Below are 21,599 nucleotides of genomic sequence, written 5' to 3' on the forward strand. Positions count from 1 at the left end.
ATCGTTGCCCTGGGCGCCGGGTCGATTTATCTCGGCATACTTAAACATAAGAAATTACCCGTCGTTACCGGATTGCTTATCCTGATTTCTCTGGCGGTCTTTATCTGGTTTATGGGATTCTGGGCGGAAAAACTCTGGTTTGAATCCCTGGGATATTCGGAACGCTTCTGGACCGAGTTTTTTGCACGCCTGGCGAGCGGAGGCTCGTTTCTGCTGTTCGGAGCACTCTTTATCCTTCTCTTCACCTTCTCCATACCGGGAATGGCGCGTACCGTCCGGCTCGTCCTCAGCGGATTCGGCGCCCTCCTCGGAGTCTTCATCGGTTCGACCCAATGGCAATCGGTGCTGCGATTTTTCAACAGAATAGACTCAGGGATAACTGATCCCCTGCTCAACATGGATGCATGGTTCTACCTGTTTACGCTGCCCTTTATCGATACAATTTACGGTTTTCTTATAAGCCTCGCTGTTATCAGCCTTATTGTGGGTATTATTGCGAGTCTTCCCCGGGGAGCGCATTTCCTGCGGGGAGAATATGGTCAATTGCAGGACGAGACGGGTCCGGGATACGGCAGCGGGCTCATTATTGCCGCCGCTCTTTTTCTGCTGTTCCTTTCCGCAGGAAAAATACTGGGACGCTTTCACCTGATGTATGCCTACGGCGGTACGGTCAGCGGTCCCGGATGGACGGACCACCATATACGGCTGCCGGCACTGCTGATCGCGGCTTTTACAGGAGGCGCCGGAGCTGTGCTGCTGATGATTCCGGCGTTTCGAAATCTCACGGGTAAACTGTCGGCCAGGCTCGTGACAAAGCGTCTGCCCCGGGAGATTCACTCCGTTCTTGGATTGTATGGTGGGGTTGCGGTTCTGTGGTTCATGGCCCTTCTGCTTGCCCCATGGCTCGCCCAGTCTCTGCTGGTCGCCCCGAATGAACTGACCTACGAAAGACCCTACATAGGGTATAACATCGAGTACACCAGGAAAGCCTTCAAGTTAGACGACATCCGGGAAGAGGAATATCCTGTAGGGGGTGACTTTACCCGTCGCACTGCGGAGGAGAACCGCGGTGTTATCGCCAATACCAGACTCTGGGACTGGCGGGCTCTGAGTTCCGTCTATCAGCAGTTCCAGGAGATACGTCTCTATTACGAATTCGGCGACATCGATGTAGACCGGTACATGATAAACGGCCGCAGGCAGGCGGTAATGGTGGCGGCCCGTGAAATGGAGACCTCGAATCTCCCCGCGGACAGCCGGAACTTCGTGAATACCCGTTTCAAATACACCCATGGTTACGGGATAGCCATGAACAATGTCAACGAATTCACCTCCTCGGGACTGCCTGAACTGCTGATCCGGGATATACCGCCTCAAAGCGATATCGCGTCACTGCGGGTCGAACGCCCGGAAATCTACTACAGCGAACGCAGCGATTCCCACGTGGTGGTGAACAGCAGTGAAGAGGAGTTCGATTACCCCGAAGGGGACAGCAACAGGTACGTCCATTACGAGGGAGACGGTGGAGTCCGGATCAGCAGCCTTTTCCGGAAATTCATTTTCGGGTACCTTTTCGACGGCACCAGTTTCCTGCTTTCGAGCTATCCCACCGCCGAAAGCCGTATCATGTTTCATCGCAATATACGCGACCGGGTCATGAATCTGGCCCCCTTTCTGGAACTCGACGGTGATCCGTATATCGTTCTGGTGAACGGTGAACTGCGCTGGATTATCGATGCCTATACGACAGCTGACTCCTACCCCTACAGTGATCATTTTGTCGATGATCCCTTCAATCCGGAAAGCGAAGGACCACGGACCAATTTGACGGAAAGCCTTTCAGGTCTTCCGCGGGGCACAAACTATATCCGCAACTCCATCAAAGGGGTTGTCAATCCCTACAACGGGGACGTTGATTTTTAAGTATACGATAGCGAAGACCCCATTATACGGGTCTGGCAGAGGATATATCCGGAACTCTTCAAAGAAAAAAACGAGATGCCGGAGGAGCTCCGACAGCATGTCCGCTATCCCGCGGATTTCCTGCAGGTACAGGGAGCGGTATATGCCCGGTATCATATGCGGAACCCTGAAGTCTTCTACAATCAGGAGGACCTCTGGGTCAGAGCCACGGAGAAGTATTATGATTCCGTCCAGCCCGTCGAACCATACTACATAATGTGGGAGCGACCGGGTTCGGATGAACCTGAGTTCATACTGATGCTGCCCTATACACCGAAAAGCAAGCAGGTGCTGATCGGCTGGATCGCCGGGGTCAGCGATCCGGAGAACTACGGCGATTCATCGCCTACCGGTTCCCCAAGGAACAACGTATACTCGGACCCCAGCAGATGGAAACGAAGATTGACCAGGACAGCTTCCTTTCCGGGCAGCTCTCGCTCTGGAACCAGCGGGGTTCAAATGTCATTCGCGGCAATGTGCTGGTCCTGCCGTTAAACGGGACCCTGCTGTATGTGGAACCGATCTACCTGCAGTCGGAGACGGCGGCGTATCCCGAACTGCGAATGGTTGTACTCATGCATAAAGACACCATGGTCTACGCCGAAACCCTGGATTCAGCCCTGGAAAAACTCTATGCCGCAGGATCGGAGGCAGAAGCAGAAACCGGGCAGTCGAAAACGGTAACAGCGACGGCATCAGGGGACGCTTCCGGGAAGGAGAAGCAGGAACTGATTCGGCAGGCCGCCGAGGCTTTTGATGCCTATATTCAGAACACCGGCAGCAGCGACTTCGACGCCGCCGCGTCCGAACTCCGGAGACTGCAGAAACTTCTGAACGAACTCACCGCCCGGGATTGAGTACCTGCTGTACGGCCATCCGGCTGAGGGTCACGCTGCGCCTTCGCCAATACCGAAGAAGCAGAGATAGGTTCCGTCATTAATCAGTCTCTGCAGATAGACCGCCAGCTCCATCAGGTGGTAATCCCCCCACATGCAGGATTCGCCCCGGGGAACACCGGGGCTGTCCGGCTCGTGGTCCCAGCCGTTCGGCCTGTGATATACAGCGTGAAGCAGCAGTCCCTGATGATCCCTGTCTTTTGAAAGATAGGGATACCGGAAGAGGGAGCGCGCAACGGTCAGGCCTGTTTTTACATAGCGTGTTCCTGCTTCGGAATCACCTGAAGAGTCAAGCAGGCGACCAAGCCGCAGCAGGCCCTGGGCGGAAATCGCTGCTGCGGAACTGTCCACCGGTTCATGGGAATTGAAAGGGTCTGCAGCCTGGTCTCGATACCCCGGCATCTTTGCGAGTCCCGGAGCGCCTGTGTCCCAGTAGGGGATACCGTCTGTGGGAGTCTCACTGATATAGAAATCCGCCACCGCGGCGGCACATTCCACACATCGGTTTACAACAGACTCTCTGTCGGGAAGCTGAGGAATCCCGCTTTTCGCTACATACTCATCGGAAAGTCCGGAAAAGAACTCCGCCAGTTCCGCGTAGCCGCAGAGTATCCAGGCCAGTCCCCGGGTCCAGGTGGAAAAAGGCGAGTACCCCTGCTGCGTCGAAGGACAGCGATAGCTGCCGTTACGGGTGTTGAAAATCGATTCATGAACCACCCTGCCCCGGAGGTCCCATATATCCCGGCCGCTTCCAAAGTAGACATTGTATCGGGCGGTTGTTTCGGCATGCTGAAGAAGCCTGGTCAGCAGGTCGACCTCCCTGTCCTGCTCCTCTTTCAGCCGCTGCCCCAGCAGATGCCCCAGAGCCAGAACCCGCAGGGAACGAAGGGTATCGGAAAAAAGGGAGTGGGGACCATTGAAGGAGTAGATATAACCCAGGTCCTCTTCGACAGCCGTCCATCGTGAAGCCTGTACCGCCCCGGAAAGCCTGAGGGCCAGTTCATAATAACGACGTTCCCAGGGATTCTCCTCTATTTTACCTTCAGCCATAAGCCGCAGGAGGTTGCCGTAGGTACTCACGTTATTGAACCCGTGATCATGAACCCCCGTGTGGCTTACATGGGGCGCCATATGGTCGATGGTCCCCTTCCTGCCCAGATCCAGAAACTGCGGATCTCCGGAGGCATCAAACTGGTACAAAGCGTTGCCGAACATAAATCCCTGGGTCCAGTCCGTCCAGCCCCTGGAGGTATAACGCCCGCCCACGGTAAAGACCGGACTTCCCTGTGCGGGATTCCAGGTCTGAGCCAAACGGAGGATTTTATCCCCGGCGAGGTTAAAAAAAGCATCCACCCCGGAGGATAAATCCCGGGGTACAATCGAGCTGTCCACCTGTATCATTGCTGCAATCTCCCTTCCTTATTTGTCAGTACTTCTGCCTTAATCAAAGTATAAACCCCGCAGGGCCTGAGTCAATTTCTTCCCGCTTCGGGAATTGCATCGAAACACCAATAATTCTATACTTCAGGCATGAAACTTCGCATTTTGCTGTTAACAGCAGCATGTATACTGGGGCTCCAGACCCTGATTCAGGCGGAAACAGTTAAAATCGGGGTTTTTCCTTCCAACGAACCGGCAAAACTGTACCAGGTAATGGAATATTTTGGGGACTATCTTTCGGAAAAGACCGGCGACGACATTTCCGTGATCGTCAGTCATGACTATACCGAACTGGGATTACGTTTCCGGGAGGGGTCCATCGATATTGCCTGGCTCAACACCCTTACCTATGTTCGCCTGAAGTCCGTCATACCCGGAATCCGCTACCTGGCAACCTACATGGAACGCAATGAACGGACAGGAGAGATAATTCCCTATTACCGGTCGAATATCGTCAGCCTGAAGTCCTCGGGTTTCTCGTCCCTTGAGGACATCAGGGACCGGCTTTTTGCCTTTACCGACCCCTCTTCCACCTCCGGCTACGCCTACCCCAATATGATGCTGAAACAGAGAGGTATTGATCCGGAAAGCTATTTCAGGAAGGTGTTTTACCTCAGGCAGCATGACAGGGTAGTCGAAGCCCTGCGCCACGGCTCCATCGCGGCGGGGGCCATATCCGACGGTACCCTGTCTGCCGCCATTCGCAGATATGGAGATATCTTTACCGTACTTGCAGAATCGGACCCGATTCCCCTCGATGCGATTGTAAGCACGGAAGTCTTCCCTTCCGTAAAAATCAAGGCATACCGGGACGCCCTGCTTTCCATGCCCGGCGACCATCAATTCCTTCGTGCCATGAAGGAGACTCTCGGATGGAACGCCGCGGGGTTCGCAGTTCTTGACAATGCTTTCTACGACAGTGTCAGGGAGGCCTTGAAGCAATAGGATGTCTTTTCGACAAAACCTTTTTCTGCTTATTTTACTACCCTTCACCCTTCTCACGGTACTTCAGATTGGCGGTCTGCAGCAGGTTATCAAACAGATCCGAAAGGCCAGGGAAAGCTACGAGGTTTCGGAGATTCAGACCGTCGCCTCAAGAATAGAGCTGATGCTTCGGATGATGCAGAATGCGGCGATCAATCTCTCCCGTCCCGAAGAGATCCGAAGGGCCCTTGAACGGGGAGACAACAACACCCTCTACGACTGGAGTTCCTCCTTCTCCCAGAGCTTTGACACAATCATATTCAGCGATCAGGACGGCATTGTGGTCGCCAGGGCGCCGGATGAGTTCCGCTTCGGAGACTCGATAGCCGAACTCCCCTTTTTTACCGAGACCCCCATGGATGAGTGTTATCTTGGAATAGCGGAAATAGACGGGGTAAAGAGTATTGTCGTTTCCCGGCTTATCAAGAAATACAACGATATCGTGCTGGGTAACGTCACCATTACCATCGCCATAACACGGGAACGACTGGCCTCGCTGGTCCGGGACACCAACGAGATACTGCTCAGTCATAAAAACTCCGAACCCGTCAGCTCGAACGAGGCAATCTCCCCTCAGGAGCATGCATATCGGGCGCTTCCCTTCACGGAAGAATACGCCCCGGTGCTCTCGGGTTTTCGCATAGCCTTCACCGATTACAGTACCTACATACGGCTTCTGGAACTGCAGAGGACCATGACCACCAGCAGCCTGCTTGCACTCATCATAACCCTGCTTGTTCTGTTTCTGCTGCTGCAGCGGGAGCTTCGTCCCTATTCCTGGATCACGCACTCCCTTATGGACTACGCAGAACAGAGAATTGATCTTGATGGGACCCGTGAACAGCTGGAAAGGATGCCGAAAAACAACAACCGCGATGCCGGCAGAATTGCCGGGGCCCTGCTGCGGATGCTCGAGGCGGTCCAATCCAACCTGAGCCATATCGAGACTATCGCCCAGAAGGACTCCCTGACCGGACTTGCGAATCGTCGCAGTCTCGATTCGCTCCTTGCAGCGGAGATTGAAAAGGCCCTCCGTTATCGTACTCCCCTTTCGGTCATCCTTCTTGATATCGACCATTTCAAGGAGGTCAATGACAGCTACGGACACCAGAGCGGAGATACGGTACTCAAACGACTTGCCGCACTCCTTGAAACAAACAGCCGCTCCAGCGATCTGATCGGGCGATGGGGAGGTGAGGAGTTCATGATAATATCTCCCGGATCCTCTGCGGAAAAAGCCAGGGTGTATGCGGAAAAACTGCGGGAACTCCTGGAGAAGCAGGAATATTCCGTACAAATACAGGCAACCGGAAGTTTCGGAATAGCCGAATACAACTTTGGGGAATCAGGTTCAAGCCTGATTGAACGGGCGGACAGGGCCCTCTACCGTGCAAAATCCGGCGGAAGAAACAGGGTAGAGCTTGAGCCGCACAATCAGGCGGGAAAATCGGTATAATCCAGCAGGGGTTTCCAGCGTGCATCCTCATGGCCGAGGTGTCTGGCAAAGGAGTCCACCAGGGATGAAACTACGCGATTTATCTCGCCGGCGGACATTCCCTCCAGGGACAGGACTCCTCCTGCGGACCTGTCGTGTCCCCCGGCGTTATCCTTTACCAGGGGCAGTTTTTTTATCAGGGCGCCGGCGTTCATCCGCTCGCTGGAAGTTCTGATGGACAGGATCAGGCTCTCCCTGAATATACCCGTGCAGAGGACGGAGCTGATTCGTTCATGCTTGAGAAAGAAATCCGCCATCTCCGCAATAATTTCGGGATGATAAATCCTCGTCAGATGGGTCGTAATGGTGTTGCGATAAATCAGGGCATTATTCAGGGCCCTTCCAAGCTGCAGGAAATAGTAGTGCGGCAGATTGGGATTAACTATTTCACCGTACTTCCGAATACTCGCCTGGGTATAGACAGTCAGGTAGGCCTGGATATCTTCCGCGGAAGCCTCCCGGTGCATGCTCTGGGTCTCCGAATCGATGGCGTAGGCCAGGGCAGTTGCAATATCTGCGGGGACATCGACCCCGGCAGTCTTCAGCAGTTCAACCAGGAGAGTGGCAGTTGCGCCGATCTCCGGATTAATAAGCACCAGGTCTCCAAGGGTATCCTTGCGCCGGGGGTGGTGATCGATCACGATGGTGCACCTGTCCCTGGCGCTCAGCACGTTGTTTCCCGCCCCGGGCTGTGAATCGATCAGGGCAATGGAATCGTAGCGGGAAGGTTTTATACGATTGTACTGCTTAAGATGAATCCCGAGCTTTTTTACCATGGTGCGGTTTTCCGCCCTGGCAATAATACCGGAGTAGGCAATACTCGAACTGAGCTTGAATTTCTCTTTAAGAAGCAGCTGCAGCGCCGCCCCGGAGGCTATGGCATCGGGGTCCGGATGGGTGTGCAGAAGAATGAGAAGCTCCTCTTTACCCGCCAGAATATCCTCAAGGCGCTTGAGAACGGACTCCGCATTCCAGCTGTTCTTTCCACCTGGCATCAGGACTTTCCGGATCCGATTATGAAAAACTTATAGCATGGGAACATCACTTCAAGTATACTATAGCAGACCCGAGAATGAAACCGGTGAGGAACAGAAAGAAATGCGACTGTCTCTGAAAAACAGACTGCTAATTCTACTCAGTATAACCATGCTCACAGCATTCGTCCTGATAAGCGTTCTGAACTATTCCACCGCGCGAAGGGCCATAACCCACGAGATAACCAGTTCGTCCCTTCCCCTTCTCAGGGAAAACATCTATTCGGAGATTCGGGAGGATTTTATTCCCTCCATGAATATCGCCTCAATGATGGCCACCGACTCTTTCCTCAAGAACTGGGCCCTGGCAGGAGAAGAGGATACTGATCAGATCATACAGTATCTGCAGGAAATCAGAGATAAATATACCTATAAATCGACGTTCTTTGTCTCCGCATTAACCGGCAGATACTACCACTACGACGGTATTCTGAAAAACATCAGTTCCGAAGACCCCCACGACATCTGGTTCTATGATTTCATTCGATCCGGGAAGGATTTTGAACTTGATGTGGACAGCGACGAAGCGGCACAAAACCGGCTGACCATTTTCTTCAACTACCGGGTGGAAGATTATAACGGGAAGCTTCTGGGCGTAACGGGAGTTGGAATCGTCATGGATGATTTCGCGGGCTACCTTCGGAATCGTCAGGAAAAATACAACAGGCGTATTTTCCTTACAGATCACCAGGGCCTCATACAGGCCCATTCAGATACTGCCAAGGTCGAACGCGAGTTCATCACCATAAAACCCGGTATTTCCTCAATCGCCCAGGACATACTCCTGGCCGAAGATACACCCCTGAACGCCACCTATACCGGAGGACACGGAAAAGTCCTTGTAACCTCCCGATATATTCCCGCCATAGACTGGTTCCTGATAGTTGAACAGGATGAAAACACCGCCCTCAGCAGCACCCGGGCCGCCCTGATCCGAACCATACTCATCGGAATAGCCGCCTCTCTTCTGATAATTCTGTTCAGCACCCTTACAATAAACCGCTACCATGCCCGGCTGGAAGAACTTGCAACAACCGACAGTCTTACCGGCTGCGCGAACCGCCGGGAACTTGAAAGACAGCTTGAACGCCTCCATTACCGGAAGGCCCGCTACGGTTCCGATGTAGCCCTGATAATCATCGACGTGGACAATTTCAAACGCCTGAATGATACCCGGGGACACCAGGTGGGAGACCAGGTACTCAAGGTCCTGACGGATACAATTCAGGAAAGCATACGCCCCGATGACACCCTTGCCCGATGGGGGGGAGACGAGTTCGTGATCCTCATTGAAGACAACCTGAACGCCGCCCGGACCATCGCCGAACGGCTCAGGTATTTCTTCTTCAAAAACTGGACTGAACAGAAACAGGAAGGACCTGCCATTTCCCTCAGCATGGGTATAGCGGAACTCGGAAATACCGAGGATATCGCCAGCCTGATCCAGAAAGCTGACGGTGCCCTGTACCGTGCAAAACGCTCCGGAAAGGACAGGATAGAAATCAGCTGATCCCGGGCCCTTCTGATTTTGAGAACGATTCATCCCCATAGATTCGATTTCGTGGATAAGGAGGACCGCGGGTAATCATGACGACGCAGGATATGGGGCAAAGAGTAGTTTTTTGAGTCGCCTTTATGATATCTTAACAGAACCACTATGATACACCGAGCACTGGAAACCATCCTCCTAGATAACGACTGTATCGGCGGGAACTCTCTTCCCGAAAATCTTTCACAACGGTATCGGATAGCCCTTTACTCCGGGACTGATCCCGATACCCCGGAGAGCCCACCGGAAGCGGTTTTTCTTATCAGCGACAAGAATGCCCTCCTCGCTGAAGGCGAATCCCGGGGTATTTTCAGCCTTCAGATACTGAACTCCGAGAATCTTACCCACATGAGCGCAATCCCCCCGGAGCGGCTGGTATTTCACAGTCTCCATGCCGCCGTGGACTGGATACTGAAGCATCCGAACGCGCGGGAAGACCTTCAGAAGGCCATAGATAAGGGGGCACTTTCCTTGAGGCAGGGAAAACTGACCGCCTTCCCCACCGAGACAGTATACGGACTTGGCGCCGACGCGCTGAACCGGGATGCCGTCAAGCTGATATTCAAGGCCAAACAGCGCCCTTTTTACGATCCGCTGATCGTCCACATAAGTGAACTGCAGCAGCTCGACACGCTGGTGCTGGAGTTTCCCGAAAAGGCCCGCCGGCTTGCTGAAGCCTTCTGGCCGGGGCCCCTGACCCTGGTATTGAAAAAAGATTCCCGGGTTCCGGATATCGTGACCGCCGGACACCCGACGGTGGCAATCCGCATGCCTTCCAACCCCTGGGCCCGGGAACTTATTCACCGGGCGGGGACGCCGGTGGCTGCCCCCAGCGCCAACCTCTTCGGACGTACAAGCCCGACAACCGCAGCTCACGTGGCTGAACAGCTTTCAGGCAGCTACGAAGTCCTGATAGATGCAGGTGCATGTCGGGTAGGACTCGAATCCACCGTCCTCTCCCTGGCGGGAGAGCGGCCCCTCCTGCTGCGCAGCGGCGGAGTAAGCCGGGAGCAGATAGAAGAGATTATCGGCCCGGTGGAAGTCCCGGCAAAAACACGAGCCGGAGACGCCGAGAGTCCGGGGATGCTGCCCAACCATTACGCCCCGGTGACCCCCCTGCTTATGGTAGAAGATGTTCGTGACTATGCGGAGAACCGGGATATCGGCTGCATCCTGTTTGAGAAGCCGGATATCGACTTCCAAGGCCCCACAGTACAGGTGAGCGGAAACCGCAACGCGGATGAGATCGCGGTGAATATCTATGCCGCCCTCCGCAGCCTCGACGGGAAGGGCCTGCGCCTGATTGTCTGTGAATGGTGCCCGGAGTCAGGAATCGGAGCTGCGGTCAACGACCGGCTGACGAAGGCTTCCGCGAAACCTCAGGGATAGTTCAACGCAGTGCGTATCTGCCCCCAAGCCGCGAGCTTCCTCTCAAAGGGTACCGCATGAGCAGGGCTCGTGGACGGAAGTCGTATCAGCTCTATACTCCGGGGAGGGTGAAACTTTCCCTTAAAAAGCGTATAGGCCCTGGTACCGTTGCAGAAGACGTGGGAAATTCCGGGACAGGAATCAAAAAGGGAGGGAAAATCGTTCAGTTCTTCATCCTGAATATTCTGATCCAGACTTCCCTTGCGAAAACAGGTACCCACAACGTCCCATAGAGCTATGGAATGACGAAGAAGCATCTCCTTCCGGGCTTCATACTCTGCCGGCAGAGGTTCCCCCAGAAGGGCGGCCATGAGCGGCCAGAAGGCATTGCGGGGATGGGCGTAGTATTGTCTTCTGCGCAGGGATTCTTCCCCTGGCATGGACCCGAGAATCAGCACCCGGGGGTTCCGGGGCAGTATCGGTGGAAAGGAGTTGAGACGTTCCGGCATCAACTCAAGCATACAGAAAACAGGCAGAAACGTCATTGCCCTGAACTGCGACGAGGTATATAACAGAAACAGGGAGGAGGGGGAAAATGTTTTCCAAAAAAAAGATCGGCTTGACCCTGAGCGGTGGCGCCGCCCGCGGCTTTGCACATATCGGTGTATTGAAGGTGCTGCAGGAGAATTCCATACCCATTCATTATGTAACGGGAACAAGTGTGGGTTCCATAGTTGGGGCCCTTATCTGCGGCGGTTACGGATGGGAGGAGATCCTGAAGATAGCCCGGGACCTGAAATGGTCGGAGCTTGTCCGTCCCACCCTTTCGGGGATGGGTCTTGTAAAGTCCGACCGTCTGGAGAACTTTATTAACGACCTGCTGGGATCTGTGGAGTTCAGGGATCTCGAAATCCCCTTACGGGTAGTCGCTGTGGACCTCAACAGGGCCGAGGAGCTGATCTTCGATTCAGGTTCCGTGGCACGGGCGGTTCGGGCCAGCTCATCGGTACCGGGGATCTTTGAACCGGTACTGGAAAAAAAGCGGGTTCTGGTGGACGGCGGTGTAATAAACAACCTGCCCTGTTCCCTTGCCCGGAAGATGGGGGCCCAGAAGGTTATAGCCGTGGACCTGAACGCGAATCCCTCCAACGATCAGCCGCCGGAGAACCTGCTGGACATTACCTACCGGAGTTTCGCCATAATGCTGAACAACAGCAGTATGGAAGGCCGAAGCAACGCCGACATAGTCATTCAACCGGAGCTCCATGACTACAACTACCATGACCTTTCGAAGGCCGACGATATGGTTCGCAAGGGGGAGGAAGCCGCTCAGGCTCAGATAAAGCGTTTAAAGCGTCTTCGCTGACCCCTTGCCGGAAGTTCGATCAGGTACTCTCCTTCTCAGTCAGGTAACGCTCCGCTTCCAGGGCTGCCATGCATCCCGAACCAGCTGCGGTAACCGCCTGACGGTACACCTTGTCTTTTACATCTCCGCAGGCGAATACCCCGGGAAGCTCTGTTGCCGTGGAGTCAGGCTTCGCCACCAGGTAGCCGGTCTCGTCGGTCTTCAGCTGCCCCTGCAGGAAGGCTGTATTGGGGGTATGCCCGACGGCGTAGAAGAGTCCCTTTGCGGGGATATCATAGACCTCGCCGCTCTTGTTGTTTTTGACCTTGACCCCGCCCAGGAAGCGCATTCCGAATTTGTTCGCTTCCCCCTGGAGGGCCTCGACGGCATTGGTATTCCAGTGAATCTCGATCTTGGGATTGTTGAAAACCCTGTCCTGCATTGCCTTGCTTGCCCTGAAAACATCCCGGCGTACCAGCATGTGGACGGATGAACCGAATTTCGACAGATAGCTGGCCTCTTCACAGGCGGTATCACCGCCGCCTATAACGACAAGGGGCTGGTCCCGGTACATGGGAAGGGCCCCGTCACAGACTGCACAGGCGGAGATACCCTTCTGCCACAGTTCTTCCTCTCCCTTTATTCCAAGTCTTTTTGCGGTAGCCCCTGTTGCGATGATTACAGTCTCCGTAAGAAACTCCTCGGCACTGTCGCCTGTTCCCACAATAACCTTTTTTGGGCTGGATTTCAGATCCACGGATTCCACGGTCCTGGTTTCGATACGCGTACCCAGCCGCTGGGACTGCTCCCGCATCCTGTCCATGAGGACCGGGCCACTGATACCTTCCGGAAAACCGGGATAGTTTTCAACCTCGGTTGTGGTAGTCAGCTGCCCTCCGGCGGCAACTCCGGCGGCCATGAATCCTTCAAACATCAAAGGGTGCAGTTCCGCCCTCGCAGCATATATGGCCGCGGTATGTCCGGCAGGTCCCGACCCGATTATGATTACCTTTTCAACTTTGTCAGATGCCATACGTGTGTGTTCCTCCTGAATGCTCCCAGGAATAAACCCGGTTTCTATATATATAAATATCTTAATATTTATCTAAAATGTCAATGCCTCAACTATCCTCTCGGCACACCACTCGACAAAATCACGGTCCCAGATATCATATTGATCCGCTTCGTCATTCCCTGACAACTGAAAGCGGCTTCGCCGATATTCCAGCCTACCCAGGAGTGTTCCAATACGACTGTTATCCCTGTCCATCAGGGATCCTTCAAGGTGGATTTCGTATCGTTTGGAAAGAAATCCCGGACTCCTGTCTTCCCGGGACTGAACCTGCGTGCGCAACAGGAGTTTCAGCTCAACCTCGGGACTTCCCGGCGGGCGGAACCTCTTTTCGGTCTCACCGGCAATTCTACGGCTGAATTCACTGCTGTCCAGGGCAGAGAAGGATACAGCAGCACCGGGGGACGGTTCTTCGAAGAGCTCCAGAGTAAGCCCGGGTTCACTCCGCCCGGCTGGAGCTCCGCTGCAGGCAAAAAATACAAGTACCGACATCGTCAACAGTACGGGTATCAGTTTTTGTAAGGTTTTTCCGGAGGATATCTGCATATCTTAAAGGATACAGCAACTCCAGTTCCCGGGCAACTAGGTAAAACCGCTCACCTTGAGAATGGTCAGGATTACCGTGAGGCTGAGAAAACAGAAGGAGGTACTGACAAGTATGACACTTCCGGCGGTGTCCCGGTCGGCCCCCATGGCATCGGCCATGGGATAACTCGCCACCGCCGCAGGCGCGCCGGAGAAAACAGCAAGTATAACCAGGGCTTCACCGTTAAGGCCCAGAATAATTCCGATAATCACCGCAAAAAAAGGCAGAATAAAAAGCTTAAGAAAGGAGCTTATCGCAGCTACAGGATAATGGCCTCCGGAGCGATATTCCCCCATTGAGCCGCCGATGCCTACCAGTGCCAGGGGCAGAGCGAGACGCTGCAGATAGGTCAGGGCGTCGGTCAACACCGCGGGAAGGGGAATATGTGCAGAAGAAACCAGAACACCCAGAATAATCGAGGTAATCAGGGGATTGCGGAAACTTTTACCGAGTACGGTAAAGGCTTTCTTTACAGGGTGGGCATGAACCTCAACATCCTTCCCCAGCAAGGAAAGTACCACCACGCTGGCAAAGTTATGAAGGGGTAAAAAGAAGGCAATAAGGAGTGCACCGGCAGGGACCCACTGGGGTCCCAGAATCTGGTCAAGTACAGCCAGCCCGATAATGGCAAAGTTACCCCTCAGGGCACCCTGTACAAATGAAGCTTTCTGAGGATCTGACAGGCGCAGTGCTCCGCCCACAAGATACCCCGCTATCGTGGTAAGGATCATTGCTGTTGCAAAGGAGAGAATTTCACGCCAGGGAAGACCGCTGGAGAAGTCGGCACCGGCGGTGTTCAGAAATACCAGCGCCGGCATGGCCACATAGAAGACAAGCCTGTTGGCGCTGCCGATAAAGGAATCATCGACCCACCGAAGCGCAAAGGCCAGGTATCCCAGAAGAAGCACCAGAAAGATCGGTGCTATTTTCAGCAGTATAAGAGTAAGTACAGCCATGGAATCCCGCTGATCAGATCCTTTAACGACGCCAGAAAGAGGGAACCAGCAGGACAAGAACCGTATAAACCTCGAGCCTTCCCACGAGCATGGCAATACTCAGAACCCACTTTATGTACGGCTCATAAAAGGCATAGTTCATGGTTGGCCCTACCTTCGCAAAACCGGGACCAATATTCCCCACGGTTACCAGAGCGCTGGAAAATGATGTAACCAGATCGTATCCCCCGGTTGAGACGACCGCCGTTGTAACCAGAAGGCACAGCATATAGAGGGTAAAAAAGCCCACGACGGTATAGATAAAATCTTTGCGTACCGGCTCACCGTTAATACGTACAACATGTACCCCCTTGTGACGAAAGAGGTACTTCATCTCGTTAACGGCCTGCTTAAAGAGGGTAACGATTCGTATTACCTTGATACCCCCTCCGGTTGATCCTGAGCAGCCTCCGATAAACATAAGAAAGAAAAGGATATATTTTGAAAACGCCGGCCACAGGTCGAAGTCGGCGGTGGCGTATCCCGTTGTCGTAAGAACGGTGGCGGACTGAAATCCGGCATAGCGGAGGCTCTCGGCAAAACCCTGATACACGACCTTATTCAGAGAAAATGCGAGGATCAGGGTCGATCCGCCGAAGATTGCCAGATAAGCCAGAAACTCGGTATTTTTGATCAGGTCCCGGAACCTGCCCTGAAGGGCCCGAAAGTAGAGTCCGAAGTTCAGACCCGCGGCCACCATAAAAACGGTAATTACGATATCTATGTAGGCTGAGTTGTAGTGCCCGACGCTGGCAGCTTTAGGAGAGAACCCCCCCGTTGCCAGGGTACCGAAGGTATGGGTCAGGGCATCGAAGAGGTTCATCCCTCCGAACATCAGGAGGGCCGTTTCCAGAACAGTAAGTCCAAGGTAGATCAGCCAGAGAATCTTGGCGGTCTCCGCGACTTTGGGGCTGATCTTTTCCAGGGTCGGTCCCGGGGATTCAGCCCGCATCAGCTGGGCTCCGCCGACGCCCAGAATCGGCAGGATTGCCACCGTCAGTACGACGATTCCCATACCCCCAAGCCAGTGGGTAAGGGAACGCCAGAAAAGCAGGGCCGGAGACATGGCTTCAATATCCGTAAGGATCGAAGCCCCGGTGGTGGTGAACCCGGAGATCGTCTCAAAAAAAGCGTCGGTATAAGCGGGAATTTCACCGGAAATAAAAAACGGAAGCGCCCCTATGGCTGAGGCGGCGAGCCAGCTGAGGGTTACCAGAAGGAAGCCCTCCTTGGCCCGCAGATACCGTCGCCTGTAAGGCCGGGTTGCAAGATAGACCACCACGCAGACCACAACCGTCGGAACTATCGTATAAAGAAATGCAAGAACCACTTCCGTGTTCTGCCCGTAGATCGCGATACCCAGGGGAATGAACATAAAAAACGAGACAATCGCGATCAGGGCGGAAAGGATATTGAAGATCAGGCTGTACTGAATCATTTTCCGGTGATCGCTCCCTCGACCTTCTTGATATCCTCGGTCCGGGCTATAACGAATACCCGGTCGCTCATCTGAAGCATAAAATCTCCGTGGGGCAGAATATGTTCATCCTGCCGGACCACCAGCATTATCAGGCTTTGTTTCGGCAGCCGTATATCCTTGATCGTTTTCCCCGCAATGGGAGACCCTTTTTCGATGGAAAATTCGATTATCTCAAAAAGACTGTCGGAAATACTGTGAATGCTGCGGACATTTCCCCGGCGAATAATCTTGAGAATACTGTTTACCAGGGCGTTGTTCAGACTTACCACCACATCGATGCCCAGTTCATGGGCCATGTTTACATATCCCCGGCGCTGCACCAGAGCTATGGTCCGGGAGATACCCAGTTTTTTGGCGTACATGGCGGTAATAATATTGAGTTCCTGGTTACCGGTGGCCGTGAGCAGCAGGTCGTAGCCCTCGATGTCTCCCTCTTCGAGAATCCCTTCACTGGAGATGTCGGCGTTTGTCACGTGGGCATCGGGATAACGCTCGATAAGGGCCTTGCACTTATCATAATCCTGCTCGATAAAATGCAGGACCCGGTTCCGTCTCTTTGGTACAAAACGGTTGAGCATCTTCCTGAAGATACTGCTTCCTTCATCTGTCGGCTGATAGAGCTGGTCCGCAATATAACGGCTTACCTTGCCCCCTCCCACGATGGCTATCCGATGGATGGGGGTTTTATGACGTCCGTTTATTTCCAGAATCCTGTCCAGTTCCGCTTCGCTTCCCAGCAGATGAAGCTGATCACCGGCAAAGATTACCGTATCCCCGGAGGGAATCATGTATTCGTCGTTACGGTTCATAAGGGCTATCAGAAAGTTACTGTCCGTCTCTGCCCGCATAAGACGCACCGGTTTGCCCACAAATGGGGACTCCTCCGGGACAATGACATCACAGAGCTGCAGGTCCCCCTGATCAAAGAGCAGAATATTGCTCTTTGCCCCCCGTTCAATGGACCGGAGAATTACCCTGGCGGTTTCGATTTCAGGATTGACGACATGGTTTATGCCAAAGAGCGGGTTCTCCAGCATTCTGGACGCCGAATAGTCCAGGTTCCGTACCCTGGCTATGGTAACAGGCCTGGAAAACTCCGCCGCCACCAGACCGCAGGAGATCATGTTGATCTCGTCACTGTCGGTAACCGCAACAAAGAAATCCGCATCCTCGATGCCTGCTTCCCGCAGAACCGCGGGACTGTTTCCTTCATCGTTTATTACATGACAATCAACAGTGTTGGCCAGTTGCTTAGCCACCGCAAGGGATTTCTCAATCACCGTTACCTGCTTGTCCTCACTGACAAGCTGACGGGCAAGATTATACCCGACCCGGCCGCCGCCCAGAATAATAATGTTCATCGCAGGATACGGTATGACATCCTCCCCGACCTGTCAACTAATTAGCCTGACCAATTTTAAGGTTTTCCTAATGCAGGGTCTTCCACTACGCCGCTGAAACAGGAGATTTGCGGTCAGGATTTCAATATAGTATTATTCCTGATAGATAAAGGAGGAAAGTCGTATGTTCAGGTCAGTAAAGATTTCCAGCCGCCTTTTATTCCAGATTGTACTGATTATTGCCCTCACCGCTGTCATTAATTTTGTGTACATCCAGGGAATCGATCGGGTCCGGGATTTCAGCATAGACAAGGGCGGAGAGATTATGCTCTCGGGACAAAAGGACAAACTCCAGGTTGCGACCCACAGCGCCGCTGTGGGGCTGGGAACCCTGCTGAAGGACGTTCCAGCCGCCGACTGGAACAATACAATACGTAATTTTGTCGAAGATATCCGTTATGAAGATGACAAGTCGGGGTACTTCTTTGTCTACCAGGGAACAGTCAATATCGCGCTGCCTCCCAACAAGGCCCTGGTGGGTACTGACCTGAAGGATTCTCAGGACGTTAACGGTATCTATTATGTGCGGAGACTTTCCGAGGCCGCAGCCTCAGGCGGGGACTTCGTGGAATACGTTTTTCCCAAGCCCGGGGCCGGGGATCAGCCCAAACTGGCCTACGCAGAAAGCATTCCCGGCACTGAGCTCTGGATCGGGACAGGGATCTACGTAGACAACATAGAAGCCGCCCGCGGAGAGATTGACGCCAGTATTGGGGAGATCGCTGAACGCTGGGTCCGGGGGATACTTTTGGGCCTGGGCCTCGTTATTCTGCTGCTGTTTCTGCCCTTCAGCTTTTTTCTCTACCGGAGCATCACGAGACCCCTGCGGCTTGCCGTGGAGATAACCGAACGGATAGCCGGCGGAGACCTCCGTCAGGATGTACGGGACTCCGGACGGGACGAGATCGGCACCCTTCTCTCTTCAATCGGCAGGATGCAGCTCAAGCTCCGGGAAGTCGCAGGCTCCATGAAGGAACTGGCCGAACGCCTTGCCCAGGGCAGCGCGGAGATCAATGCTTCCGCCCAGCAGGTCTCCACCGGCAACAGCGAACAGGCCGCATCCACTGAAGAGACAAGCTCTTCCATGGAGCAGATGGCATCCACGGTGCAGCAGACATCGGAAAATGCCGGACAGACCGAACGTATAGCCCTGAATGCCCGGGACAACGCCCAGAAAGGCGGAGAGGCAGTGCAGAAAACAATCTCCGCCATGGAGAATATCCTCTCCCGAACGGAATTAATCGAAGGGATTGCCCGTCAGACCAACATGCTGGCCCTGAATGCCGCCATTGAAGCGGCCCGGGCGGGAGAAGCCGGAAAAGGTTTTGCCGTGGTGGCAGCGGAGGTTCGAAAGCTCGCGGAGCGTTCCCAGGAGGCCGCGGCGGTTATAACCCGAATTTCCGGCGAAAGCATGGAGGTGTCCCGGGAGGCAGGCAGGGTATTCAACGAGCTTCTTCCCGGTATTGAAAAGACCGCGGATCTAGTGCAGGAAATCAGCGCCGCCTCCAGGGAACAATCTTCGGGAATAGATCAGGTAAACAATGCCCTGGCCCAGCTGGACCAGACGGTACAGCAGAACGCGGCCATTTCTGAAGAGTTGTCCGCCATGGCACGGGAGTTTTCCGACGGAGCGGAGCACCTGAAACAGACAACGGCATTTTTTGTTCTCGACGGGGAGGGAAACCGGGAATTTGAAGCACTGCCCGGGGCGGAGGACTAAACCGGAATCAGCCTATTCAGCCGCCTCCTCGAGCAGCATTTTCCGTAGGAAAAGTTTGATACGGGGGTGATCGGGATCGCTGAAGAGCTTCTCCGGTGAAGCATCCTCGATAATGCCCCCCTGATCCATGAAAACAACCCGGTCGCAGACGTCCCGGGCAAAGCTCATCTCGTGGGTTACCACCAGCATGGTCATGTGTTCCCCGGCCAGCTGTTTCAGCACCGCCAGCACCTCGCCCACCAGCTCCGGGTCCAGCGCGCTGGTCGGTTCGTCGCAGAGCAGAATATCCGGCTTCATGGCCAGTGCCCGGGCAATGGCGACCCGCTGTTTCTGTCCCCCGGAGAGGCGATTCGGATAGGCGTCGGCCTTGTCCGCAAGCCCTACTTTGGACAGGAGTTCCCGGGCGTAGGGTTCGATTTCGGAACGCCGCAGTCTGTCAACCACCATGGGAGCTTCGATCAGGTTCTCGATAACGGACTTGTGGGGAAAGAGGTTGAAGTGCTGAAAAACCATTCCGAGCTTCTTGAGCCCGCCTCTGACCTGCTTCTCCGGCAGTTTTACCCTGTCTCCGTCCTCGACGGCGATTATCCTTTCCCCTTCGATGGCAATCTCTCCACCGTCTATCAGCTCGAGCTGATTTATACAGCGAAGCAGGGTACTCTTTCCCGACCCCGAAGGACCGATTATGGAGACTACCTCGCCTTTTCGTACCTGGAGGGAGACATCCTTTACCGCGGCGAGTTCGCCGAAATGCTTGGAGACGGAACGTATATCCAGATAAAGATCAGTCATAGTAGGCCATCCGTCGCTCCAGGTAGCGGAAAAAGCGAATCACCACCGAAGTCATAAGAAGATAAATCACCGTTGCCACGGCGAAAGGGATCAGGGTGAAGTCCCGGGTAAAGATCTCCTTGGCGGAGCGCAGGAGCTCTCCCATACCGATAACAACCACCAGGGCGGTGTCCTTTACCAGAGTGATGGCCTCGTTTGTCGTCGGGGGGAGAACCACCCGGGTAGCCTGGGGCAGAATAATCCGCCTCATGGTCTGCCAGTAGTTCATGTTCAATGCCTTCGCCGCTTCATACTGACCGGCACCGATGCTCGAGATTCCGCCCCGGAAGATCTCCATAAAATAGGCGCCGTAATTGAGAACAAAGGTCAGGCCTGCCGCCATAAAGGGACTTAAGGAAATATTGAAAATCGTCAGCCCGTAGTAGAAAAAAAAGAGCTGCAGCAGCAGTGGTGTCCCCCGGAAGATCCAGCCGTAGAAGCCCAGAACCCTGTCCAGGCCCCGGGGCCCCGAGACCCTGCCCAGGGCACACAGAACCGCCAGGGGAATGGAAAAGATCAGGGTCACGGCGTATATCTGGAGCGTCAGCACACAGCCCCGCAGCAGATGCGCCGTAACCTGAAGAGTATAATCCAAAGCTCAAAGCTCCCTATTTCTTGACAATCGCTTCGCCGAACCACTTGCGGGAAATTTCATCCGCACTTCCGTCAGCCTTCATCTCGTCAAGAACCTTGTCCAGCTCAGCCTTGAGCTGTGTATCGCTCTTTCGGATTCCGACACCGTAGGTTTCTGCACCGAAGTCTTCAGCCATGACCTCATAGATGCCGGGTTTCTTGGCGATATAATACCGACCGACTATCTCATCGACCACAACGGCGTCAGTACGCCCGGCGGCAAGGTCCAGCAGAGCTTCCACGTTGTTGGAATACTTCTTGACCTCTTCGAGACTTGCAGCCACATCGGCGTCACTGTTCAGCGCGACCTCTGCGGATGATCCCATCTGGAGACCCACAACCTTCCCGGCCAGATCGGCCTTGGAAGAGATACCGGAGCCGGCCTGCAGGATTACAATCTGCCGGTTGTCCAGGTAGGGTTTGGAAAAATTGATCTTTTCCTGCCGGCTTTCGGTAATGGTCATCCCGTTCCAAACCAGGTCGATATCGCCCTTGTTGAGGCTCAGGATAACACCGTCCCAGTCCACAGGCTTGAATTCCACATCGACTCCCAGCCGTGAGGCAGCCTCTTTTGCCAGATCGATGTCGAACCCGACAATCTCGTTGGACTCATCCCGAAAACCCATGGGAGGAAAACTGTCGTCCAGTCCCACAATAAGAACACCCCGTTCCCGGATGGCGTCCAGATCAGTAGACTTTTCCCCGGATCCGCCGGCGAACACGACAGTGCCGCAGATGAGCAGCAGTAATGCCGACCACAGTACTCGCTTCATTGAAAACTCCTGTTAGTAATGATTTGCGGGAAATCC

Annotated in this window: 18 protein-coding genes and 1 pseudogene; 8 read left to right on the forward strand and 11 right to left on the reverse strand. The window is 54.1% G+C overall.

What is annotated here, in order from left to right; all coding sequences use genetic code 11:
- The first annotated feature begins 111 nt into the window (after positions 1-111).
- Both B4O97_RS06860 and B4O97_RS06870 read left to right on the forward strand, forming a co-directional pair.
- Positions 112-2,457: pseudogene (locus tag B4O97_RS06860) on the forward strand (UPF0182 family protein).
- The gene (locus B4O97_RS06870; protein WP_143305578.1) at positions 2,352-2,819 is read left to right on the forward strand and encodes a hypothetical protein; all 468 of its coding nucleotides are present in this window, start codon (positions 2,352-2,354) and stop codon (positions 2,817-2,819) included. The pseudogene B4O97_RS06860 and the gene B4O97_RS06870 overlap by 106 nt, the downstream one beginning before the upstream one ends.
- 30 nt (positions 2,820-2,849) lie before the next feature.
- Here B4O97_RS06870 and B4O97_RS06875 read toward each other — a convergent pair whose 3' ends face one another.
- Positions 2,850-4,259: a glycoside hydrolase family 88 protein gene (locus tag B4O97_RS06875; protein ID WP_083049470.1), complete on the reverse strand. Its 1,410-nt coding sequence runs from the start codon at positions 4,257-4,259 to the stop codon at positions 2,850-2,852.
- A 144-nt stretch (positions 4,260-4,403) separates the two neighbouring features.
- On the opposite strand from B4O97_RS06875, the gene B4O97_RS06880 reads away from it, so the two are divergent.
- Positions 4,404-5,243 (forward strand): phosphate/phosphite/phosphonate ABC transporter substrate-binding protein, encoded by an 840-nt coding sequence (locus B4O97_RS06880; RefSeq protein ID WP_158084195.1) that lies wholly within the window; start codon positions 4,404-4,406, stop codon positions 5,241-5,243.
- Between the two features lies 1 nt (position 5,244).
- Entirely contained in the window at positions 5,245-6,738 is a 1,494-nt protein-coding gene (locus B4O97_RS06885) for a GGDEF domain-containing protein (RefSeq protein ID WP_083049473.1), read from the forward strand.
- Here the strand turns inward: B4O97_RS06885 and B4O97_RS06890 are convergent.
- On the reverse strand, positions 6,717-7,772 hold the full coding sequence (locus B4O97_RS06890) for a DHH family phosphoesterase (protein ID WP_083049475.1): 1,056 nt from the start codon (positions 7,770-7,772) through the stop codon (positions 6,717-6,719). The genes B4O97_RS06885 and B4O97_RS06890 overlap by 22 nt on opposite strands.
- Before the next feature lie 151 nt (positions 7,773-7,923).
- Between B4O97_RS06890 and B4O97_RS06895 the strand changes: the two genes are divergently transcribed.
- Entirely contained in the window at positions 7,924-9,321 is a 1,398-nt protein-coding gene (locus B4O97_RS06895; protein ID WP_158084196.1) for a sensor domain-containing diguanylate cyclase, read from the forward strand.
- 147 nt (positions 9,322-9,468) lie between these two features.
- Positions 9,469-10,749 (forward strand): L-threonylcarbamoyladenylate synthase, encoded by a 1,281-nt coding sequence (locus B4O97_RS06900; protein WP_233142974.1) that lies wholly within the window; start codon positions 9,469-9,471, stop codon positions 10,747-10,749.
- Here B4O97_RS06900 and B4O97_RS06905 read toward each other — a convergent pair.
- Complete coding sequence (locus tag B4O97_RS06905; RefSeq protein ID WP_198947030.1) at positions 10,740-11,249, reverse strand: DNA-deoxyinosine glycosylase; 510 nt, start codon at positions 11,247-11,249, stop codon at positions 10,740-10,742. The two genes, B4O97_RS06900 and B4O97_RS06905, sit on opposite strands and share 10 nt — an antisense overlap.
- Before the next feature lie 74 nt (positions 11,250-11,323).
- Here B4O97_RS06905 and B4O97_RS06910 point away from each other — a divergent pair, with 74 nt between their 5' ends.
- Complete coding sequence (locus tag B4O97_RS06910) at positions 11,324-12,094, forward strand: patatin-like phospholipase family protein (protein ID WP_083049479.1); 771 nt, start codon at positions 11,324-11,326, stop codon at positions 12,092-12,094.
- A 19-nt stretch (positions 12,095-12,113) separates the two neighbouring features.
- On the opposite strand, the gene trxB is transcribed toward B4O97_RS06910, so the two are convergent.
- The 5 genes from trxB to trkA all read right to left on the reverse strand — a co-directional run bounded on the left by trxB (position 12,114) and on the right by trkA (position 17,567).
- Entirely contained in the window at positions 12,114-13,106 is a 993-nt protein-coding gene (gene trxB / locus B4O97_RS06915) for a thioredoxin-disulfide reductase (RefSeq protein ID WP_083049481.1), read from the reverse strand.
- Positions 13,107-13,178: 72 nt separating this feature from the next.
- Entirely contained in the window at positions 13,179-13,637 is a 459-nt protein-coding gene (locus tag B4O97_RS06920) for a hypothetical protein (protein WP_143305580.1), read from the reverse strand.
- A 90-nt stretch (positions 13,638-13,727) separates the two neighbouring features.
- The gene (locus tag B4O97_RS06925; RefSeq protein WP_083049484.1) at positions 13,728-14,687 is read right to left on the reverse strand and encodes an AEC family transporter; all 960 of its coding nucleotides are present in this window, start codon (positions 14,685-14,687) and stop codon (positions 13,728-13,730) included.
- Positions 14,688-14,709: 22 nt separating this feature from the next.
- Positions 14,710-16,164: a TrkH family potassium uptake protein gene (locus B4O97_RS06930; RefSeq protein ID WP_083049486.1), complete on the reverse strand. Its 1,455-nt coding sequence runs from the start codon at positions 16,162-16,164 to the stop codon at positions 14,710-14,712.
- Complete coding sequence (trkA, locus tag B4O97_RS06935) at positions 16,161-17,567, reverse strand: Trk system potassium transporter TrkA (RefSeq protein WP_083049488.1); 1,407 nt, start codon at positions 17,565-17,567, stop codon at positions 16,161-16,163. The genes B4O97_RS06930 and trkA overlap by 4 nt, the downstream gene beginning before the upstream one ends.
- Positions 17,568-17,730: 163 nt before the next feature.
- On the opposite strand from trkA, the gene B4O97_RS06940 reads away from it, so the two are divergent.
- The gene (locus tag B4O97_RS06940; protein WP_083049490.1) at positions 17,731-19,326 is read left to right on the forward strand and encodes a methyl-accepting chemotaxis protein; all 1,596 of its coding nucleotides are present in this window, start codon (positions 17,731-17,733) and stop codon (positions 19,324-19,326) included.
- Positions 19,327-19,338: 12 nt separating this feature from the next.
- On the opposite strand, the gene B4O97_RS06945 is transcribed toward B4O97_RS06940, so the two are convergent.
- From B4O97_RS06945 to B4O97_RS06955, 3 genes are read right to left on the reverse strand one after another with little or no spacing between them, the layout of a single operon-like run.
- The gene (locus B4O97_RS06945; protein WP_083049491.1) at positions 19,339-20,118 is read right to left on the reverse strand and encodes an amino acid ABC transporter ATP-binding protein; all 780 of its coding nucleotides are present in this window, start codon (positions 20,116-20,118) and stop codon (positions 19,339-19,341) included.
- On the reverse strand, positions 20,111-20,752 hold the full coding sequence (locus tag B4O97_RS06950; protein WP_083049493.1) for an amino acid ABC transporter permease: 642 nt from the start codon (positions 20,750-20,752) through the stop codon (positions 20,111-20,113). Before B4O97_RS06950 ends, B4O97_RS06945 begins: the two co-directional genes overlap by 8 nt.
- 13 nt (positions 20,753-20,765) lie before the next feature.
- Positions 20,766-21,563, reverse strand: a complete 798-nt coding sequence (locus B4O97_RS06955; RefSeq protein ID WP_083049494.1) for an amino acid ABC transporter substrate-binding protein — start codon at positions 21,561-21,563, stop codon at positions 20,766-20,768.
- Positions 21,564-21,599 lie beyond the last annotated feature (36 nt).

The organism is Marispirochaeta aestuarii, assembly GCF_002087085.1.
In the GTDB taxonomy this organism is placed as follows: Bacteria; Spirochaetota; Spirochaetia; order JC444; family Marispirochaetaceae; genus Marispirochaeta; species Marispirochaeta aestuarii.

Bases quoted from the DNA above. Each gene is read 5' to 3' on its own strand.
- B4O97_RS06870 (WP_143305578.1), top strand. From the start codon at position 2,352: ATGGAAACGAAGATTGACCAGGACAGCTTCCTTTCCGGGCAGCTCTCG.
- B4O97_RS06900 (WP_233142974.1), top strand. From the start codon at position 9,469: ATGATACACCGAGCACTGGAAACCATCCTCCTAGATAACGACTGTATC.
- B4O97_RS06930 (WP_083049486.1), bottom strand. From the start codon at position 16,164: ATGATTCAGTACAGCCTGATCTTCAATATCCTTTCCGCCCTGATCGCG.
- B4O97_RS06885 (WP_083049473.1), top strand. From the start codon at position 5,245: ATGTCTTTTCGACAAAACCTTTTTCTGCTTATTTTACTACCCTTCACC.
- B4O97_RS06890 (WP_083049475.1), bottom strand. From the start codon at position 7,772: ATGCCAGGTGGAAAGAACAGCTGGAATGCGGAGTCCGTTCTCAAGCGC.
- B4O97_RS06875 (WP_083049470.1), bottom strand. From the start codon at position 4,259: ATGATACAGGTGGACAGCTCGATTGTACCCCGGGATTTATCCTCCGGG.
- B4O97_RS06905 (WP_198947030.1), bottom strand. From the start codon at position 11,249: ATGCTTGAGTTGATGCCGGAACGTCTCAACTCCTTTCCACCGATACTG.
- trkA (WP_083049488.1), bottom strand. From the start codon at position 17,567: ATGAACATTATTATTCTGGGCGGCGGCCGGGTCGGGTATAATCTTGCC.
- B4O97_RS06920 (WP_143305580.1), bottom strand. From the start codon at position 13,637: ATGTCGGTACTTGTATTTTTTGCCTGCAGCGGAGCTCCAGCCGGGCGG.
- B4O97_RS06925 (WP_083049484.1), bottom strand. From the start codon at position 14,687: ATGGCTGTACTTACTCTTATACTGCTGAAAATAGCACCGATCTTTCTG.
- B4O97_RS06910 (WP_083049479.1), top strand. From the start codon at position 11,324: ATGTTTTCCAAAAAAAAGATCGGCTTGACCCTGAGCGGTGGCGCCGCC.
- B4O97_RS06895 (WP_158084196.1), top strand. From the start codon at position 7,924: ATGCTCACAGCATTCGTCCTGATAAGCGTTCTGAACTATTCCACCGCG.
- B4O97_RS06940 (WP_083049490.1), top strand. From the start codon at position 17,731: ATGTTCAGGTCAGTAAAGATTTCCAGCCGCCTTTTATTCCAGATTGTA.
- trxB (WP_083049481.1), bottom strand. From the start codon at position 13,106: ATGGCATCTGACAAAGTTGAAAAGGTAATCATAATCGGGTCGGGACCT.
- B4O97_RS06945 (WP_083049491.1), bottom strand. From the start codon at position 20,118: ATGACTGATCTTTATCTGGATATACGTTCCGTCTCCAAGCATTTCGGC.
- B4O97_RS06955 (WP_083049494.1), bottom strand. From the start codon at position 21,563: ATGAAGCGAGTACTGTGGTCGGCATTACTGCTGCTCATCTGCGGCACT.